The sequence below is a fragment of the Aeromonas genomosp. paramedia genome (genome assembly GCF_023093515.1).
Classification (GTDB): Bacteria; Pseudomonadota; Gammaproteobacteria; order Enterobacterales; family Aeromonadaceae; genus Aeromonas.
Map to the genome: position 1 here is coordinate 303,631 of NZ_JAAROG010000018.1, position 19,561 is coordinate 323,191.

The 19,561-nt window shown below is 62.9% G+C and carries 15 protein-coding genes and 1 tRNA gene; 1 reads left to right on the plus strand and 15 read right to left on the minus strand.

What is annotated here, in order from left to right; genetic code table 11:
- Positions 1-10: 10 nt before the first annotated feature.
- Positions 11-6,997, minus strand: coding sequence for a cadherin domain-containing protein (locus HB860_RS14515; protein ID WP_247627097.1), 6,987 nt, complete (start codon positions 6,995-6,997; stop codon positions 11-13).
- A gap of 533 nt (positions 6,998-7,530) precedes the next feature.
- Positions 7,531-7,618: transfer RNA gene (locus HB860_RS14520), tRNA-Ser, on the minus strand.
- Between the two features lie 198 nt (positions 7,619-7,816).
- On the opposite strand from HB860_RS14520, the gene HB860_RS14525 reads away from it, so the two are divergent.
- Positions 7,817-8,566 (plus strand): DsbA family protein, encoded by a 750-nt coding sequence (locus HB860_RS14525; RefSeq protein WP_139434212.1) that lies wholly within the window; start codon positions 7,817-7,819, stop codon positions 8,564-8,566.
- A 63-nt stretch (positions 8,567-8,629) separates the two neighbouring features.
- Here the strand turns inward: HB860_RS14525 and galE are convergent, their stop codons facing one another.
- From galE to HB860_RS14590, 13 genes are all read right to left on the minus strand, one after another.
- Positions 8,630-9,643 carry a UDP-glucose 4-epimerase GalE gene (gene galE / locus HB860_RS14530; RefSeq protein WP_247627098.1) on the minus strand — a complete coding sequence of 338 codons (1,014 nt, stop codon included), beginning with the start codon at positions 9,641-9,643 and terminating at the stop codon, positions 8,630-8,632.
- Positions 9,644-9,727: 84 nt separating this feature from the next.
- Positions 9,728-10,735, minus strand: a complete 1,008-nt coding sequence (locus HB860_RS14535; protein WP_247627099.1) for a hybrid-cluster NAD(P)-dependent oxidoreductase — start codon at positions 10,733-10,735, stop codon at positions 9,728-9,730.
- Between the two features lie 167 nt (positions 10,736-10,902).
- Entirely contained in the window at positions 10,903-12,552 is a 1,650-nt protein-coding gene (gene hcp / locus HB860_RS14540) for a hydroxylamine reductase (RefSeq protein WP_247627100.1), read from the minus strand.
- A gap of 242 nt (positions 12,553-12,794) precedes the next feature.
- Positions 12,795-13,262 (minus strand): Dps family protein, encoded by a 468-nt coding sequence (locus tag HB860_RS14545; protein WP_139434208.1) that lies wholly within the window; start codon positions 13,260-13,262, stop codon positions 12,795-12,797.
- 130 nt (positions 13,263-13,392) lie between these two features.
- Complete coding sequence (locus HB860_RS14550) at positions 13,393-13,935, minus strand: DUF3833 domain-containing protein (protein ID WP_247627101.1); 543 nt, start codon at positions 13,933-13,935, stop codon at positions 13,393-13,395.
- 14 nt (positions 13,936-13,949) lie between these two features.
- Positions 13,950-14,492, minus strand: coding sequence for a chalcone isomerase family protein (locus HB860_RS14555; protein WP_247627102.1), 543 nt, complete (start codon positions 14,490-14,492; stop codon positions 13,950-13,952).
- Complete coding sequence (locus HB860_RS14560; protein WP_247627103.1) at positions 14,449-14,667, minus strand: TIGR02450 family Trp-rich protein; 219 nt, start codon at positions 14,665-14,667, stop codon at positions 14,449-14,451. The genes HB860_RS14555 and HB860_RS14560 overlap by 44 nt, the downstream gene beginning before the upstream one ends.
- Positions 14,664-15,143: a DUF2878 domain-containing protein gene (locus HB860_RS14565; RefSeq protein WP_247627104.1), complete on the minus strand. Its 480-nt coding sequence runs from the start codon at positions 15,141-15,143 to the stop codon at positions 14,664-14,666. The genes HB860_RS14560 and HB860_RS14565 overlap by 4 nt, the downstream gene beginning before the upstream one ends.
- A gap of 2 nt (positions 15,144-15,145) precedes the next feature.
- Complete coding sequence (locus tag HB860_RS14570; protein WP_247627105.1) at positions 15,146-16,402, minus strand: SAM-dependent methyltransferase; 1,257 nt, start codon at positions 16,400-16,402, stop codon at positions 15,146-15,148.
- Positions 16,402-17,148: a DUF1365 domain-containing protein gene (locus HB860_RS14575; RefSeq protein WP_247627106.1), complete on the minus strand. Its 747-nt coding sequence runs from the start codon at positions 17,146-17,148 to the stop codon at positions 16,402-16,404. The genes HB860_RS14570 and HB860_RS14575 overlap by 1 nt, the downstream gene beginning before the upstream one ends.
- Positions 17,145-18,404: an NAD(P)/FAD-dependent oxidoreductase gene (locus tag HB860_RS14580; protein ID WP_247627107.1), complete on the minus strand. Its 1,260-nt coding sequence runs from the start codon at positions 18,402-18,404 to the stop codon at positions 17,145-17,147. Before HB860_RS14580 ends, HB860_RS14575 begins: the two co-directional genes overlap by 4 nt.
- Entirely contained in the window at positions 18,401-19,135 is a 735-nt protein-coding gene (locus HB860_RS14585) for an SDR family NAD(P)-dependent oxidoreductase (protein WP_247627108.1), read from the minus strand. The genes HB860_RS14580 and HB860_RS14585 overlap by 4 nt, the downstream gene beginning before the upstream one ends.
- On the minus strand, positions 19,132-19,560 hold the full coding sequence (locus HB860_RS14590; protein WP_247627109.1) for a nuclear transport factor 2 family protein: 429 nt from the start codon (positions 19,558-19,560) through the stop codon (positions 19,132-19,134). Before HB860_RS14590 ends, HB860_RS14585 begins: the two co-directional genes overlap by 4 nt.
- Position 19,561 lies beyond the last annotated feature (1 nt).

Below are 19,561 nucleotides of genomic sequence, written 5' to 3' on the forward strand. Positions count from 1 at the left end.
TAGAACCGGGTCAAGCCAGACCTTGAGAGGTCAGCACTCCAGCCGGCATGTTGGCTCTGTAGATGTTGCCAAGCGCTGAACCAAGGTTCGGGTTGGCACCCCACATGCTACCAATCCAGAGTTGTGCCCCCCCATTCAGGCTCGATGGGGCGTATCGAGAAAGCAGACCACTTCCATAGATCACGACCGCTGAATTGCTGTTCGTCGCAAAATACTCGGCGCCCGCGTCGTGCAGTATACGGGTGACGTTGCCGCCAAAGGCTCCCTTCACCGGGGTGCCCGACCCGACAAGCACGATGCGGTCATCGCTGCCAAGATTGTTCGCTCCCTGCCATACGCCCCAGCTGTCGCTAGCGCCAGGACCGTTGCCGTCCGTGCTGAGTGCACCGGACGTGCTGCTGACCCGGATGTAGATGGTGTAGGCGGTGCTAGCATCGAAGGTGCGCCCGCTGTGGCTGGAGTTCACACCCTCGACCAGATCGAACACCACTATGCTGGTGTCGATCGCGGGCGCCGAAGTATCGATCACGATGGCTTCATTTGCCCCGAGCGAACCCGCTGCGCCCGGGGTTGGCAGGGTCAGGGTGGCGTTGTTGCCGGCCGCATCGCGGATGGTGCCACCATTGAGGCCCAGTGCCACCGAGCTCAGGTAATCCAGATCGGCGCTGGTGTCCCCCGCCTGAACCGTGTAGTTGAAGGTCAGGGTGTTAGAGCCTGAACCACTGACGTAATTGATGGTCCGATCCGTAGTGCCGGTTTCCAGTGTCAGTTGCGGTGTGCCGGTGACTGTGACCGCATCGCTGAAACTGACCTGGATGCTGATCACACTCCCCACACCGTAGGTACCCGCCGCCGTAGGGCTGCTAACCCCGTTCACGACAGGGGCCGTGGTATCGACCAGGAAGCTGGCGTTGTCGGCCACCAGGGCGTGGCTCAGGTTCACGTCGTTACCCGCGGCGTCGCGCAGGGTGCCCCCGTTGGCAGCAAGTGCGCCGGCGGCGATGCTGATGCCGTTGGCATCGGTCTGACCGGGCAAAATCGTGTATTGGAATACCAGCGACGCTGTGCCTGAGCCCGAGGCGTAATTTGCGTAAACCGTGCTGCCACCGATATTCAGCGCCAGACGCGGCGTACCGCCGGTGATATTGACCAGGGTCGCCTCGTTCATGGTCACGGTGACGCTGACAACGTCACCGGCATTCAGGATGTTGTTCTGTACACCGCTGGCACTGGTGATCGCCACAGCGCTGATACCTGGGGCCGTGGTATCCACCAGGTAGCTGGCGTTATCGGTTACAGCGCCATGAGTCAGGGTGGCCGCATTGCCCGCCGCGTCGCGCAGCGTTCCGCCGTTCGCCTGCAGCGCATTGGCACCCAGACTGATACCGTTGGCATCGCTCTGGCCAGCCAGAATGGTGTATTGGAAGATCAATGAGGCAGTGCCACTGCCCGAGACGTAATCGGCGTAGACTGTGCTGCCCCCGACATTCAGCGCCACACGCGGGGTTCCCCCCGTGGTGTCGACCAGGGTCGCCTCATCCATGGTCACAGTGATGCTGACCACGTCACCCGCATTCAGGCGGCTGTTCTGTGCACCGCTTGCCCCACTGATGGCGATGCTGTCGACAGCAGGTGCGACTTCATCGACCAGATCGTTGATCCCCAGGGTGACCACCTGCTCGCTGGCATTGCCGGCCGCATCCGTGGCCACCACGGTGAAGCTGTAGCTCGCCTTGGTTTCATGATCCGGGTTGCCCGTGAGAGTCACAGCCCCCGTACTGGCGTTGATGCTGAACAGCCCTGCATCCGCTCCTGCCTTCAGGCTGTAGCTGGTGTTGCCGCTCGACACATCGCCGCTGTCGGTGCTGGTGACGGTGTAGACCAGCTGCCCGGCGCCGCTGTTTTCATTGATGGCGCTGGCAGTCGTCCCCGAGGTGATGGTCGGCGCCACTTCGTCCAGGTCGGTGATGTTCAGCGTGACCACCTGCTCACTGGCATTGCCAGCCGCATCCGTGGCCACCACGGTAAAGCTGTAGCTGGGCTTGGTCTCGTGATCCGGGTTGCCCGTCAGGGTCACCGCCCCGGTGGCCGCATCAATGCTGAACAGCGCCGCGTCCGCCCCCGCCTTCAGGCTGTAGCTGGTGCTGCCGCTCGACACATCGCCGCTGTCTGTGCTGGTGACGGTATAGACCAGCTGACCGGCGCCGCTGTTTTCATTGATAGCGCTGGCGGTGCCGCCTGAGGTAATGGTCGGGGCCAGGTCATCCAGGTCATTGACGTTCAGGGTGACAACTTGCTCGCTGGCGTTGCCGGCGGCATCCGTGGCCACCACGGTAAAGCTGTAGCTCGCCTTGGTTTCATGGTCCGGGTTGCCCGTGAGAGTCACAGCCCCGGTGCTGGCGTCGATGCTAAACAGCGCCGCATCCGCTCCCGCCTTCAGGCTGTAGCTGGTACTGCCGCTCGACACATCACCGCTGTCTGTACTGGTAACGGTGTAGACCAGCTGCCCGGCGCCGCTGTTTTCATTGATGGTGCTGGCGCTGGCCCCGGAGGTGATGGTCGGGGCCACTTCGTCCAGGTCATTGACGTTCAGCGTGACCAGCTGCTCGCTGGCGTTGCCGGCGGCATCCGTGGCCACCACGGTAAAGCTGTAACTTGCCTTGGTTTCATGATCCGGGTTGCCCGTCAGGGTCACTGCTCCGGTAGCCGCGTTGATGCTGAACAGCCCCGCATCCGCTCCCGCCTTCAGGCTGTAGCTGGTGTTCCCGGTCGACACATCGCCGCTGTCGGTGCTGGTGACGGTGTAGACCAGCTGACCGGCACCGCTGTTTTCATTGATGGCGCTGGCGGTCGTCCCCGAGGTGATGGTCGGCGCCACTTCGTCCAGGCCATTGACGTTCAGCGTTACCACCTGCTCACTGGCATTGCCGGCCGCATCCGTGGCCACCACGGTGAAGCTGTAGCTGGGCTTGTTTTCATGATCCGGGTTGCCCGTGAGAGTCACTGCCCCGGTGCTGGCGTCGATGCTGAACAGCGCCGCGTCCGCCCCTGCCTTCAGGCTGTAGCTGGTGCTGCCGCTCGACACATCGCCGCCGTCGGTGCTGGTGACTGTGTAGACTTGCTGTCCGACGCCGCTGTTTTCATTGATGGCGCAGGCAGTCGTCCCAGAGGTGATGGTCGGGGCCAGGTCATCCAGATCATTGATATTGAGCGTGACCGTCTGCTCGCTGGCATTGCCGGCCGCATCCGTGGCCACCACGGTGAAGCTGTAGCTGGGTTTGGTTTCATGGTCCGGGTTGCCCGTGAGAGTCACAGCCCCGGTGGCTGCGTCGATGCTGAACAACGCCGCATCCGCTCCCGCCTTCAGGCTGTAGCTGGTGCTGCCGCTCGACACATCGCCGCCGTCGGTGCTGGTGACGGTATAGACCAGCTGCCCGGCGCCGCTGTTTTCATTGATGGTGCTGGCGCTGGCCCCGGAGGTGATGGTCGGGGCCACTTCGTCCAGGTCATTGACGTTCAGCGTGACCAGCTGCTCGCTGGCGTTGCCGGCGGCATCCGTGGCCACCACGGTAAAGCTGTAACTTGCCTTGGTTTCATGATCCGGGTTGCCCGTCAGGGTCACTGCTCCGGTAGCCGCGTTGATGCTGAACAGCCCCGCATCCGCTCCCGCCTTCAGGCTGTAGCTGGTGCTGCCGGTCGACACATCGCCGCTGTCTGTGCTGGTGACGGTGTAGACCAGCTGACCGGCGCCGCTGTTTTCATTGATGGCGCTGGCGGTCGCCCCCGAGGTGATGGTCGGCGCCACTTCGTCCAGGTCATTGATATTGAGCGTGACCACCTGCTCGCTGGCATTGCCGGCCGCATCCGTGGCCACCACGGTAAAGTTGTAGCTGGGCTTGGTCTCGTGATCCGGGTTGCCCGTGAGAGTCACAGCCCCCGTACTGGCATCGATGCTGAACAGCCCCGCATCCGCTCCCGCCTTCAGGCTGTAGCTGGTGTTGCCGGTCGACACATCGCCGCTGTCTGTGCTGGTGACTGTGTAGACCAGCTGACCGGCGCCGCTGTTTTCATTGATGGCGCTGGCGGTCGTCCCCGAGGTGATGGTCGGCGCCACTTCGTCCAGGTCGGTGATGTTCAGCGTGACCACCTGCTCACTGGCATTGCCAGCCGCATCCGTGGCCACCACGGTGAAGCTGTAGCTGGGTTTGGTTTCATGGTCCGGGTTGCCCGTGAGAGTCACCGCCCCGGTGGCCCCATCGATGCTGAACAACGCCGCGTCCGCTCCCGCCTTCAGGCTGTAGCTGGTGCTGCTGCTCGACACATCACCGCCGTCGGTGCTGGTGACGGTATAGACCAGCTGCCCGGCGCCGCTGTTTTCATTGATGGTGCTGGCGCTGGCCCCGGAGGTGATGGTCGGAGCCACTTCGTCCAGGTCATTGACGTTCAGCGTGACCAACTGCTCGCTGGCGTTGCCGGCGGCATCCGTGGCCACCACGGTGAAGCTGTAGCTGGGTTTGGTTTCATGATCCGGGTTGCCCATCAGGGTGACCGCCCCGGTGGCTGCGTCGATGCTGAACAACGCCGCATCCGCCCCCGCCTTCAGGCTATAGCTGGTGCTGCCGCTCGACACATCGCCGCTGTCTGTGCTGGTGACGGCGTAGACCAGCTGACCGGCGCCGCTGTTTTCATTGATAGCGCTGGCGGTGCCGCCTGAGGTAATGGTCGGGGCCAGGTCATCCAGGTCATTGACGTTCAGGGTAACAACTTGCTCGCTGGCATTGCCGGCGGCATCCGTGGCCACCACGGTAAAGCTGTAGCTGGGCTTGGTCTCGTGATCCGGGTTGCCCGTGAGAGTCACAGCCCCGGTGCTGGCATCAATGCTGAACAGCGCCGCATCCGCCCCCGCCTTCAGGCTGTAGCTGGTGCTGCCGGTCGACACATCGCCACTGTCGGTGCTGGTGACGGTATAGACCAACTGCCCGGCGCCGCTGTTTTCATTGATGGCGCTGGCGGTGGCACCGGAGGTGATGGTCGGGGCCAGGTCATCCAGGTCATTGATATTGAGCGTGACCGTCTGCTCGCTGGCATTGCCGGCGGCATCGGTGGCCACCACGGTGAAGCTGTAGCTGGGTTTGGTTTCATGGTCCGGGTTGCCCGTGAGAGTCACAGCCCCGGTGGCTGCGTCGATGCTGAACAACGCCGCATCCGCTCCCGCCTTCAGGCTGTAGCTGGTGCTGCCGCTCGACACATCGCCGCCGTCGGTGCTGGTGACGGTATAGACCAGCTGCCCGGCGCCGCTGTTTTCATTGATGTCGCTGGCGGTCGTCCCGGAGGTGATGGTTGGCGCTATCTCGTCCTGGTCATTGATATTGAGCGTGACAGTCTGCTCGCTGACGTTGCCGGCTGCATCCGTGGCCACCACGGTAAAGCTGTAGCTGGGCTTGTTCTCGTGATCCGGGTTGCCAATCAGGGCGACTGCCCCCGTGCTGGCGTCGATGCTAAACAACGCCGCGTCCGCCCCCGCCTTCAGGCTGTAACTGGTGCTGCCGCTAGACACATCGCCGCCGTCTGTGCTGGTGACGGTGTAGATCACCTGCCCGGCACTGCTGTTTTCATTGATGGCGCTGGCGGTCGCCCCTGAGGTGATAGTCGGCGCCACCTCGTCCAGGTCGGTGATGTTCAGGGTGACTGTCTGCTCGCTGACGTTGCCGGCGGCATCCGTGGCCACCACGGTGAAGCTGTAGCTAGGCTTGATTTCATGATCCGGGTTGCCAGTCAGGATGACCGCCCCCGTGGCCGCATCAATGATGAAGGCGCCATGGTCACCCGCCGCTTTGAGGCTGTAGGTGACAATCCCTGCGTCACTCACCGCTGCGGTATAAACGCTCTGCAAAGCACCACTATTTTCCAAAATGGCATCGGCTGTCGCGCCTGAGCTGAATTTGGGTGCGTAGGTATCAACCACCACGGCAACGGCATCAGTCAAGTTCTGCCCCGTTTGCGCTGACGTATACTCACCGCCTTGCACGACAATGCCCTGTGCACTTTCGGTCAAGGTCGCCTTGCCGTTGCTGACCTGCAACCCAGCCAGAAGATCAGCGATGGTTTGCTGGCTATTGCCACCGTTCTGGGTATCCGCTCCTGAGAGCGCCGCCAGTAGGGCTCCGTATATTTCGCCTGCACTCAAGCCGTTGTTGCTGTCAAAACTGCCGCCGTTGGTTGGCACTACAGTAGTGCCATGCAAACTCGGCAGGCCGAATAGATCGGCAACGGCATCGTTGATGCTGTCCACCGTAGATGCCGCGGGCACACCACCGGCTGTCGCATCTTGCACCTTGTGATAAGCCAGGGTACTGAGGACATTAAGATTGACGGTGACTGTGGAATTAGGCTCCGACACCACCTCCATCGCGAACAGGTCAGCATTAAGGTCTTTGCCAGCCTGAGTCGCTTCATCCAGATAATCGGCACTTGGGCCATTGTTAACGACCCGGGCGATGACCACCCCAAGGTAGTCGCCAACCGCAATGGAGAAAGTGCCATCTGGATTGACCTGAGCCGTCCCCAACAGGGTGATGCCGTCAGCCTGGTAAACCTCGACACGCAGATCATTACCCGCGATAACCGGGCCGCCGACTATGGTCCCGGCAACCTTGTTGACGACGCTGGCCTCTGAGCCACCATCACCATCACCTCCCCCGCCACTGCCTGCAGCCAGGGCAATTCCACCAAGACCAAGCGCCCCCAGCCCGACAGTAATGGGAGTGAAGAAATCGCTGTCAGAGCTCCCCCGCCAGACGATGTGATCACCATTGGCAGTGGTCTCGATCACCGGGCTGTCACTCGTCACCGAGGCGCCAACCAGCGTCGAACCATCCAGTTCAGCCTGGGGGATAAACGCAGTCTCTGGCTCATCATAAAACTCGGTGAGCTCAACCAGAACGCCATCGTCCTCTGACTCGACAATCAGCGAGCCGCCCTTGCGCTTGACGACCACCCCCTCAGGGGACTTGCCTGTCGAAATATCGATTAACGCGTACTTGGCGCCAGGTTGAGCCGGAACGACGACAACATCGCTGAGAGGTATTTGCCGCAGTGAGCCATCAGCAAGGCGCTCGACAAGTTGCAATGACTGTTTAACGCCTGTTTTTGAGGCCATGTAGATCTCCCTATCCACCTGTATTTTAATGATATTTCTATTATGAATGACGGCCTGCGACAAAAGGCGACGGGGTCGATACTAGCAGACAAGTTGCGGTCGATGATAGATGGCGCTTACGGCCAGGAGCAGTCAAATTGTCGCCGTTGCCATCAAGCATGGGCACGCAACAAACGCCTTCCTGCAGCAGTAAAGAAACACAACAAACAGTGTGATTTGCACTGGATAGAGAAAGGTTCTCTTATTTGGAGAGACGGAAAGGGGAACCTGAAGGGGGTCGAGATAGAGGGCACGCCAGTTGATACCCACAGGCATACCTAATACTGCAGATACAAAAAACCCATCTCATTCAATGAGATGGGTTGTATAGATGGCGGAGGAGGTGGGATTTGAACCCACGGATGGTCGCCCATCGCCGGTTTTCAAGACCGGTGCATTCAGCCGCTCTGCCACCCCTCCGCAGCAGTGCGAGGCATATTACCCATGACGATCCCCCTTGTAAATCCCCGCTCTGCTCGTTTGCCGATTTATTGGGCTAAATGGCCAACAAAACCCGCAGAGTCGCCCCAAAGCCTGCTTTTTCAACCGGATGGCTTGACTTGAAAACAGACTCACCCACTATAGTGGCCTCCACCATATTCCCAGCAAGATGGACTTATGAGAATCAAACATGCCCTGTTCGCCGCCCTGACCGGCGCGACCCTGCTTGCGGCGCCGGTGCAGGCGAGCGAGCTGACCAAGAGCGACGTCGAGCAGATCGTGCGCGACTATCTGGTCAAGAATCCGGAGATCCTGGTCGAGATGTCCAATGCCCTGCGTGCCAAGCAGGAGAGCCAGCAGGCCGAGAGCGACAAGACGCTGATAGAAGCCCATGCCAAGCAGCTCTTCGCCAACCAGGATCCCGAGAGCGGCAACCCCAAGGGGAGCCTGACCGTGGTCGAGTTCTTCGACTACAACTGCGGCTACTGCAAGCGGGCCCATCCCCTCATCCAGCAACTGCTCGGTGAAGACAAGGACATCCGCTACATCTACAAGCAGTTCCCCATACTGAGCGAGACCTCCTACTACGCCGCCCGCGCGGCGCTGGCAGTCAAGCTGGGTCAGCCCGACAAGTACCAGGCCTTCCACGACAAGCTGTACGCCCACCAGGGCCCACTCTCCGACGAGGCTCAGGTGAAAGACGTCGCCAAGGCCGCCGGGGTGGACTGGAGCAAGGTCGAGGCGAAGATCAAGGACGGCAGCATAGATCAGAACCTGGGTACCAACCGTGCCCTGGCCGAGGCCATGAGCATCTCCGGCACCCCGGCCTTCATCATCGGCGATCAGATCCTGCGCGGTGCCCCCCGCGATCTGGCCAGCCTCAAGGCCATCATCAAGGACGTACGCGCCGGCAAGAGCATTCAGTAACCCGCTCTTCGCTCGTAAAGAAACGCCCCGGCATGCCGGGGCGTTTTGCTATCCGGGGTGTTATCACGCCTGATAGCCGTTCGGGTTGTTGCTTTGCCAGCGCCAGGTGTCGACCATCATCTGCGCCAGACCCCGCTCGGCCTGCCAGCCCAGCTCGTCCCGGGCCAGGGTCGGCTCGGCCCAGCACTCGGCGATGTCGCCGGGGCGACGGGGCTTGATCTGGTAGGGAATGGGGCGGCCGCTGGCGGTTTCGAACGCCTTGACCATCTCCAGCACCGAGTAACCCTGACCTGTGCCCAGGTTGTAGGTGAAGACCCCGGTGTCGCCCTCGATGCGGGCCAGCGCCTTGAGGTGGCCGATGGCGAGATCCACCACGTGGATGTAGTCGCGCACGCCGGTGCCGTCCGGCGTCGGGTAGTCGTTGCCGAATACCCCCAGCTCCTTGAGCTTGCCGACGCCGACCTGACTGATGTAAGGCAGCAGGTTGTTGGGAATGCCGTTGGGATCTTCACCGATGAGGCCGCTCTCGTGGGCACCCACCGGGTTGAAGTAGCGCAGCAGCACTATGGCCCAGCGGGGATCGGATTTGGAGAGATCCCGCAATATCTCTTCCACCATCAGCTTGGAGCGGCCATAGGGGTTGGTGGCGCTGGTGGGGAAGTCTTCCCTCAGGGGCACCGAAGCGGGATCGCCGTAGACGGTGGCCGAGGAGCTGAACACCAGGCGGAACACGCCGGCCCTGGCCATCTCCTCGCACAGCACCAGGGTGCCGGTCACGTTGTTCTGGTAGTAGGTGAGCGGGATCTGGCTGGACTCCCCCACCGCCTTGAGGCCGGCGAAGTGGATCACCGACTCGATGTTGTGGGCGGCGAACAGCCGTTGCAGGCAGGCCCTGTCCAGGATGTCCCCCTCGACGAAGGTGACCGGCTGGCCGGTGATACGCTCGACCCGCCTTAGGGACTCGGGGGAGGAGTTGGAGAGGTTGTCCAGTACTACCACCTGCTGGCCGGCGCCCAGCAGCTCGACCAGTGTATGGGAGCCGATATAGCCGGCGCCGCCCGTGACCAGAATTGTCATTTTTTATCCCGTGCTTTGCTGAAACTGGAGCTGAGTCTACCCGCCCTGCCCGCGCGGGAAAAGCTCGGGATACTTATGACGCCCTCAGTAGTCGAGGCCGACATCCCCCCTGGCGGTGCAGGAGCAGGCGAGCGCCACCCCGCTCTCCAGATCCTGCGCGTTCAATGTCATCACGCTCTGGCGCTCTATCTCCCCCGTGGTGGTACAGCGACAGGCCCCGCATACCCCGGCGCGGCAGGCGGCCATCATGGTCTCTCCCGCCCCCTCCAGCGCCGCCAGCAGGGTCTGGCCCGGCAGTATCTTCACCCTCTTGCCGCTCTTTTTCAGGGTCAGCCAGAAGTGGTCGCTGTCGGCGGCAACTGGCGCCGCACTCGATGCCGCAGAAGGCAGGCCGAAGGACTCCTGATGCAGCTGCGCCGCCGGCAACCCCAGCTCTGCCAGCATGGCGCAGACTGCCGCCATGTAGGGGGTGGGTCCGCACAGATAGACGTGGCGGCTCAGGAGATCCGGCGCCAGTTCCCTCAGCATCTCCGGGCTGAGTCGGCCCACCCAGGGATAAGCCGTCGGCGCCTGTTCCAGTATCAGTGCCTGGCGCAGCCCGGCATGGGCCTCGGCCAGCGCGGCCAACTCATCTGCGAAGATCACATCCTCAGGGGTTCTGGCGCTGTGAATAAAGCGGATATCCGCGTCCGGCCGCTTGGCCAGCTCGCCGCGCAGCATGGCCCACATGGGGGTGATGCCGGAGCCGGCACTCAGCAGCAACGGCCGTTCGCAGGGAAGCACCGTCAGGTTGAAGTCACCGAAGGGGCCGTCGGCCAGGATCTGGTCCCCCAGCTGCAAGGTTTGGTGCAGGTGATGAGAGACCAGGCCCACGTCCTTGATGGTGACCTGCCAGCTAGGATCCTGCGGGCTGGAGGAGAGGGTGTAGGCACGGCACTGGGGCTCGCCGCCTATCTCGGTGTGCAGGGTCACGCACTGACCGGCGAGCACGGGGGGCAAGGCGCCATCGGCGGCGACAAACTGCCAGCTGGTCACGTCGTGGGTCTCCGCACGACGGCCGATGCAGCGCAGGGTGAGAGAGGTGGAGGTCATCGCAAGGCTCCTCTTGTCTTGAAGCGATCGTCTTGAAAAAAAGGCGAGCCATCAGGCTCGCCAAAGGCTTACAACATGCTGAATGCATCAGGCCGCCAGGATCTCGGCAATATCCGCCTCTGCGGTCGTGGTGCCCTTGAGGCCGGACTATGTCTCCAGCACCTTGATCAGGCCGCCAGGATCTCGGCCAAGTCGGCCTCGGCCGTGGTGGTCCCTTTCAGGCCAAACTGCTCCTCCAGCACCTTGAGCAGGGCCGGGGTGAGGAAGGCCGGTGCGGTCGGGCCGGTGCGGATGTCCTTCACCCCGAGCGCCAGCAGGGTGAGCAGGATGACGATGGCTTTTTGCTCGAACCAGGAGAGCACCAGGGTCAGGGGCAGATCGTTGACGCCGCACTCGAATGCCTCGGAGAGCGCCAGGGCGAGCTGGATGGCGGAGTAGGCGTCGTTGCACTGGCCCACGTCCAGCAGGCGCGGAATGCCGCCGATGTCGCCAAAGTCGAGCTTGTTGAACTTGTACTTGCCGCAGCCCAGGGTGAGCAGCAGGCTGTCCTGCGGTATTCCCTTGGCGAACTCGGTGTAGTAGGCGCGCTCGGCACGGTCGCCGTCACAGCCCCCCACCAGGAAGAAGTGGCTGATCTCGCCGGCCTTGACCTTCTCGATCACCGCGGGGGCGGCCTGCATCAGGGAGTTGCGGGCGAAGCCTATGGTGATAAAGTGCTCCAGCTCAACGTGCTTGAAGCCTTCCAGCGCCTGGGCCTTGGCGATAACGGCAGAGAAATCTTCCCCTTCCAGGTGGGTCACGCCCGGCCAGCCGACGATGGAGCGGGTGAAGATGCGATCCGAGTAGTTACCCACATTGGGGTCGATGATGCAGTTGGAGGTCATCACCACGGCGCCAGGGAAGTTCGCGAACTCCTTCTGCTGGTTCTGCCAGGCGGAGCCGTAGTTGCCCACCAGGTGCGGATACTGCTTGAAGAAGGGGTAGGCCAGGGCCGGCAGCATCTCGCCATGAGTGTAGACGTTGATGCCGGTCCCCTTGGTCTGCTCCAGGATGAGCTTGAGATCCACCATGTCGTGACCGGAGACCAGGATGCACTTGCCCGGCATCGGAGTGACGCGCACCTGGGTCGGCTCTGGGTGGCCAAACGCCGTGGTTTCACCGAGATCCAGCATCTCCATGATGCGGAAGTTGAGCAGGCCTATCTCCATGGCGCACTTGAACAGGGGATCCAGATCGCTGGGATCCGTGCCGAGCCAGCTCATGATGCGGTGGAATTCTGCGGCTACCCCGGCATCCTGCTGATCCAGCACCCGGGCATGCTCCATATAGGCGGCAGCGCCCTTGAGGCCGTAGAGACAGAGCAGACGCAGCCCCATGATGTCTTCGTTGACCTCGCTCTTGCCGCGATTGACCGCGGTCTGGGGCGCATGGGCCAGCTGTTCCAGCAGCTCGCTGCCCGGTTCGAAGCGGGCGGCGGCGGGCAGATCGCTTACCTGAACCGCCAGCGGTGCCAGCTTGGCGGCCAGCTGCTGACGATAGGCCATCGCCTGATTCACATAGCCGACGATGCGCGCCGAGTCGAAGTTGACGTTGGTGAGGGTGGCGAAGAAGGCCTTGGGCACGAAGGCGTCGATCTCGTCATCGATCATGCCGTGCTCGCGGGCTGCCAGGGCCCAGGCGCTGAGACCCTGCAACGCATAGATCAGCACATCCTGCAGATCCGAGGTTTCCGCCGTCTTGCCGCACATGCCTTGTGCGTAAGCGCAGCCATTGCCTGCGGGGGTACGAATTGTCTGTTCACATTGCACACAAAACATCATGCCTCTCCTAATTGGACATTTCAGTTGTTTGTTTTGTGGCGATTCTATTCCCCTCTAGAAAAACTTAATAGGCATTCAATTTACCAATTAAGTTTTCATTGATGCAGATCAAAAACAAAAAAGCCGCCCAGAGAGGGCGGCAAGCGGGTGGATAACATCAAAGACAATTCGGGATTGCAGCAACAGGGGATGCGGAACGATCGGGCCGGTGCCACTCATGGCATCCGGCCCTGACTTCATCAGGCCAGATAGGCGCGCAGCATCCAGACCAGTTTCTCCTGCTGCTGCACATAGTCGGAGAGGATGGAGGCGGTGCCCTCGTCACCGGCCTCGGCGGCCTGCCCCAGGATGCGGCGCTGGGCCACCAGCAGCTCGCGGAAACTCTCCAGCAGGGATTCGACACAGGCACGGCCGTCGTGCAGCCCCTTCTGCTCGGGGATGGCGGAGACCTTGATGTAGTCGCTGAAGCTGTGCAGGGGCACCCCATCCAGGGTGAGGATGCGCTCGGCCAGGGCATCGACCTTCAGCAGCAGATCGTTGTAGATCTCTTCGAATTTCAGGTGCAGCTCGAAGAACTGGTTGCCGCGGATGTTCCAGTGGAAACCACGGACGTTCATGTAGAGGATCTGGTAGCTGGCCAGCAACTTGTTCAGCTCGGCGGCCAGGGCTTGTGATTGAACGGTATCAAGACCAATGGGGCTCTTCATCATTCACCTCCAGGTGGTAAACATTATCGGGAACGGAGTCAGCATATCCCCGCACAGACTCAAAGGACAATTGCTTGTACCTTGCCCATTGATAGCGACTGGCTATCGTCAGCAGGAAAAACACCCGCTCTCATCGCTCAAGCCGCTCGATATAGAGGATCACCTCCCCCAGATGAATGCCGAACTTGCTGATCTCGGCCCGGTTGATCAGGCGATCTTCATCCAGCAGATACATCCAGTCATCGAAGCTCACCCGCACCACATCCCCCTCCGGCAGGGCCAGATCGAGTTGATAGCGCCAGTTCAGGGCAAAGCCTGCCGTCTTGCCCACCGCCTCCCCCACCACGTCCGAGGCGGTGCCGCGCCAGTGTCCATTCGCCCCCTTGCTCAAAAACCAGGTGCGGGTCTGCTGGCGACCATCATCGAAATAGAACTGCTCGAACAGCTCCCCCTTGCCCTCTCGCCAGCGCCCCTGCATCTCGACCCGAAAGCGACTGGTCACTTCGCCGCTACGGTCGGTCACCAGGCCATGGGCCACCAGCTTGCCATTGAAGAAACGGGCTAGATCCCAGTTCGGGCCCTGTCCTCTATAGTCATCGAGGCTGGCGCCACAACCAGTCAGCAACAGCAGTGACCACAGCAGCAGAAGGCGCCATGTGCGATGGAAGGTCATGAGGAACTCCAGTATCAGGGTTGGCCGCGCAGGCGGCGGGTAAGGGCGGGATCGCGACTGTTGTCGGCGAGCCAGATGGCCAGAAAGGCGGCGGAAAACTGGGGATCGGCAAGGGAGCCCAGGGGCTTGTCCTGCCACCAGAAGTGACCGGCTCCCGCACTGTCCACATAGAAGGTGAGTCTGTCCCCTGCCCCGACATCGGGCCAGAGGGCGGCGAGCCGGCCGAGCCAGCGCTCGCGATCCGTCTCGCTGCCAAGGCCAAGCCGCTGCCACTCGGCGGCGGTGGCGCTCAGCAGATCTTCCCGCTCTATGGCTCTGGCATAGGTGAGGGTCAGGGCCTGCGGATAGCGACCCGGCTCGTAGCGTCCGCTCGCGCTGTAGAGGGTGGCGTCATAGAGCTTGAACCAGAGCCAGCTCATCTCCCCCTGCCCGACCGGGCGCAGTTGTTGCCAGGGGGCGGCAGAGGCCTGCACCACAGTGGCAAACAGCAGCGTCAGCACCGCCAGCAAGGTGCTAGCTCCACCCCATGTGCCAATGGGCGGGATCTTCCAGTTCATGCCAGTCCATCTCCTGTTCCTGCAGGGTATTGATATCCTGCATCACCACGCTCGCCAGTTGACCTCGCGCATCCCGCTGGCAGGCCACCACCAGGTAGAAGCGGTCGGCCAGCTCGTACTGGCTCTCCTTGGTCCATTTGGAAAATAACAAGGCGTCGGTCGAAAAGGTGTTCATCTCGGCTCACCCTCCAGCGTCACCGTTACCCACAGCAGTACGGGTAACCACCCCATCCAGATCACCGCCAGCAGCGCCGTGCTGATCCAGATGCCCCAGGGTAAGTGTACGGCCCCCATGGCAGCTCCCGCCACATAGGAGCTCGCCCCCCCCACCATGCCAAACAGCTCCTGCTGCCAGCGCGGCAAGGGCCTAAGCCAGCGCAGACCGTGGGAGAGAGTCAGGGCAAAACCGCACCAGAGCAGCAACAGCCAGAGCGGGAAACCGGCCGGAAACTGGAACAGGCCGAGCCACCAGAGCAGGATGTCGAGCAGACAACCTGCCAGGGCAACGGGAATGAGCCGCCAGTCATACCGACGGCGGGGGGAGAAGAGGAAATGAAGCAACAACATCAGCAGCAGCGGGCCAGGTTGCTGCCATTTCACCGCCAGCAACCAGTAGAGGTTGAACCCCAGCAGGTGGGCCCACTGCCACATGGTCAGTGACCGCTCACTGGCAGATCACCGGACCAGCCGAGGGGGCCCGGCTTGGCCGCCTCCAGCTGCACCAGGCTGATGGCCCGCTCCCAGAAGCCCCCCTCGCAATAGGCAAAATAGAAGTGCCACAGCCGGATAAAGTCCTGGCTGTAGCCGAGCCTCGGCAGCTCGGGGGCCAGCGCCAGGAAGCGCTCGCACCAGTGGGCCAGGGTGCGGGCATAGTGGTGGCCGTGATCGTGCAGCCGCACCAGCTGCATGTCGGTCTCCCGGGCGAGCAGCCCCGCCATCTGGGAGACGCTCGGCAGGCAGCCGCCGGGGAAGATGTAGCGCTGGATGAAGTCGACCCCGCGCAGATACTGGGCGTGGCGCTGATCGGCTATGGTGATGGCCTGGATCAGCAGGCGACCGCCGGGCTTGAGCAGGCGCGACAGCTGGCGGAAGTAGTCCGGCAGGAAGGCGTGCCCCACCGCCTCTATCATCTCGATGGAGACCAGCTTGTCGAAGCGCCCCTCCAGCTTGCGGTAATCCTCCAGCAGCAGGGTGATGCGATCCCCCAGCCCCTCCCGGGCAATCCACTCTTTTGCGTAGTCATGCTGGGCCTGGGAGATAGTCGTAGTGGTCACCCGGCAGCCGTAATGGCGGGCGGCATAGACAGCCAGGCCGCCCCAGCCGGTGCCTATCTCCAGCAGGTGATCCTCCGGTCCCAGCTCGAGCCGCTCGCAGATGGTGCGCAGCTTGGCCTGCTGCCCCTGCTCCAGGGTGGCCTCGGCGCTCGGGTAGATGGCGCTTGAATACTGCATGTGGCTGTCGAGGAAGCCCTGATAGAGGGCGTTGCCGAGGTCATAGTGGGCGGCGATGTTGGATCTCGACCCGGTCAGGGTGTTGCGGCTGCGCCAATGACGCACCTTGTTGAAGGGGAAGCTGAGCCAGCCGAGTCGCCGCTCCAGGGTGTCGAGCAGCGGCAGGTTGCGCGCCAGCAGCCGCACCAGGGCCACCGGATCCGGGCTGGTCCAGAGCCCCTCCACCCAGGTTTCACCGGCGGCTATGCTGCCCCCCAGCAGCAGGCGGCGATAGAAGGCGGGATCCTGCACCACCACCTCGGCGTGCAGGTCAGTGCCCGCCACCCCGAAGCTGTGGCGCTCATTGCCCTCCCGCAGCAGCAGTTGCCCCTGTTCGAGGCGTCCCAGCAGAGTGAGCAGCAGTTGCCTGGCCCCCTTGTCGATGAAAGAGGGAGAGAGGGTTGATTGAGCAAGTTCCATTAGCGGCTCTCCGGATGGCTAAAAATGGGAGTTCGTTTGATAAAAAGACGCAGGGCCTGCCAGTAGATCCCGAGCAGCACCTTGAGGGTCATCCAGGGCCAGCGGACGAGCAGGGCCGCGAGCCCACGGCGCGACAGCGGCTCGCGGCGCAGCGCCAGGGTGGCGTCGAACAGCTTGGCCTCGCCGGATCTGGGATGACTCTCGATATGGATCAGCGTCTCCTCTTCGGGCGGGCGGATGCGCCAGTGATAGCGCATGGCCAGCCCCATGAAGGGGGAGACGTGAAAGTCCTTGTCGTGGGGCGCCAGGGCCGCCAGATCCAGCAGATAGTAGTGGCGCTCGTTCCAGGGGGTGTTCGATACCTCCGCCAGCAGATAGCGCGCCTCCCCCTCCCGGTAGCAGAAGTAGAAGTTGACCGGGCTGAAGTAGAAACCCAGGCAGCGCACGTTGCCAAGCAGCAGCACCCGGCCGTCCGGCTCGGCGTCGCCACCCAGTTCGCTCACCTTGTCCCACACCGCCTGCTTGAGGCTGACCTCGCCGCCACCCAGATAGTCGCGGCGGCGAAAGGAGAGCAGCCCCGCCCGCTCCACGCCGAACCAGCGTCCCTGGCTGAGCCCCGGCAGCTCGTCCAGATCCAGCCCCAGCATGAAGAGGCCGTAAGAGAAGGCGTGGCTGCGCGGCGCGAAGCGCCGGTGGCGCACCGAGCCCTGCCAGATGGCGCTGATGGTGTCGCTGGCGGCCTTCACAGGCTGGCTCCGAAGCGACTGGCTACGTCCAGGGCGCTGCGCACCCCGTCCTCGTGAAAGCCGTTGTACCAGTAAGCGCCGCAGAAGTGGGTGTGCTGCCGGCCGCAGATCTCGGCCCGCCGCTGCTGGGCGGCGATGGAGGCCTGATTGAAGACCGGATGATGATAGACGAAGCGGCGTAGCACCTTGCTCTCGTCCACCCGGCCCTGGGGATTGAGGCTGACGCAGAAGGGGTGCGGCGAGCTTATCCCCTGCAGGATGTTCATGTTGTAGCTCACCAGGGGGCGCGCCTCGTCGTCATCCCCGAGCTGATAGTTCCAGCTGGCCCAGGCCTTTGGCCGGAGCGGCAGGCAGCTCGCATCGGTGTGAAGCCAGACGTCGTTGGCCTGATAGGCCATGGCACCGAGAATGGCCTGCTCCCCTTCGCTCGCATCCGTCAGCAGGGCCAGGGCCTGATCGCTGTGACAGGCGAGGATCACCTCGTCAAAGTGCTCCTCCCCGTAGCCGCTTCGGACCAGCACCCCCTCGGCCGCGCGCCTTATCCCTTGCACCGCGCAGGCCAGCCGGATCCGCGGCAGCCAGCCTGCGGTGAGCGGGCCTATGTATTCCCGCGAGCCGCCCGGAATGACATACCACTGAGGACGGTTGGCCACATCCAGCAGGCCGTGGTTGGCAAAGAAACGCAGGAAGAAGCCCAGCGGAAAGGCGCGCATGTCCGCCAGGGTGGAAGACCAGATGGCCGCCCCCATGGGCAGTATGTAGTGGCGGGCGAAGTAGTCGCTGAACTCCCCCAGTTGCAGGAAATCCCCCAGGGTAGGTTCGCTGCCACCGCCGTGGCGCCCAAGCTCCGCCAGCCAGGCGCGGGCCTCCCGGTTGAAGCGCAGTATCTCGGCGACGAAGCGGTAGAAGCGCGGGCTCAGCAGGTTGCTGCGCTGGGCAAACAGGGTATCCAGATTGTGGCCGTTGTACTCCAGCCCCTGGGGGCTCTTGACCGAGAAGCTCATCTCGGTGGGCTGGCGCGCCACCCCGATCCGCTCCAGCAGTTTCAGGAAATTCGGGTAGGTGCGATCGTTGAAGACGATAAAGCCGGTGTCGATGGCATAGCTACGACCGGCCAGGCTGACATCCACGGTGGCGGTATGTCCGCCGAGCAGGGGGGCCGCCTCGAACAAGGTGATGTCGTGCCGCTTGTGGAGCAGAAAACCGGCGCTGAGACCCGAGATCCCGGAACCTATGATGGCGATCTTTTTCTTCATGAAGGGGATCCTTTCGAGATGAGAGAGCGCCCCAGCCGCAGCCAGAGCCCCGTCGGCAGAGCCCCCAGCAGGCGCAGCAGCCAGATGAAGCGACGGGGGAAGTGGATCTGGTGGCGACCGGCAGCCAGCCCGCCCATGATGGCGCGGGATGCCTCCTCCACCGTCACCAGACAGGGCATGGGAAAATCATTCTTCGCGGTGAGCGGCGTTTGCACGAAGCCCGGGCGGATCAGGGTGACCCCTATCCCCTTGCTTGCGAGATCGAGGCGCAGGGTATGGGCCAGATAATCGAGGGCCGCCTTGGAGGCGCCATAGGCCTCGGCCCTTGGCAGGGGCAGCCAGCTCACCGAGGAGCTGACGATGGCGAGCCGCGACCCGGCCGCCAGCCGCGGCAGGAAGGCGGCCAGGGCGTGGCCGGTGGCGATCAGGTTGGTCTCGATCACCCGGGCAAACAGCGCGCTGTCAAATCCCTCGGCGACATCCATGTACTCGCAGTTGCCGGCGCCCAGGATCAGCAGATCCAGCGTGGGCAGGCCGGCGGCGACCTCTGCCATGGCGACGCTGTCCCGTGCATCGAACTGCAGGGGAGTGATGCCGTGAAGTCCCAGCTCCTGCAGTCGCTCGCCGTCGCGGCCACAGCCCCACACCTGCCAGCCAGCGCGCCGATAATCGAGCGCCAGCTGGCGACCTATGCCGGAGGTGGCCCCGGTGATCAGCACGCGTCCGCTCATGTTCCCAGCCTCCCCTTGATGGCGCGCACCACGGGCCCGAGCAGCGGCAACTGCTCGTAGAGCATGGCGCCGAGATCGAAGTAGTCCCGGTGCAGGCAGATCTTGCCCCAGGCATCGAACTGCAGCCGGGTGGCGCCCTCGACCCGCACGGGCCGACCACCGGCGATCCTGGGGTGGGCGAAGATCATGACCCAGCTGAGCCAGGCTTCATTGCCCTGCTGCTGCTGGCTGGTGATCTCGAAGCGGCACTCCTTGAGCCGCCCGTAGAGGGAAGAAAAATAGCGGGTGAGCGCGGCCAGCCCCTCGATGCGGTGGGCCGGATCGATGAACACCACCTGCTCGGCATAGATCTCCGGCAGGCGGTGCAGCTGGTGCTTGTCCAGCTGCAGGTAGAGGACGATGAAATGGGCCAGCGCGTCGTTCATG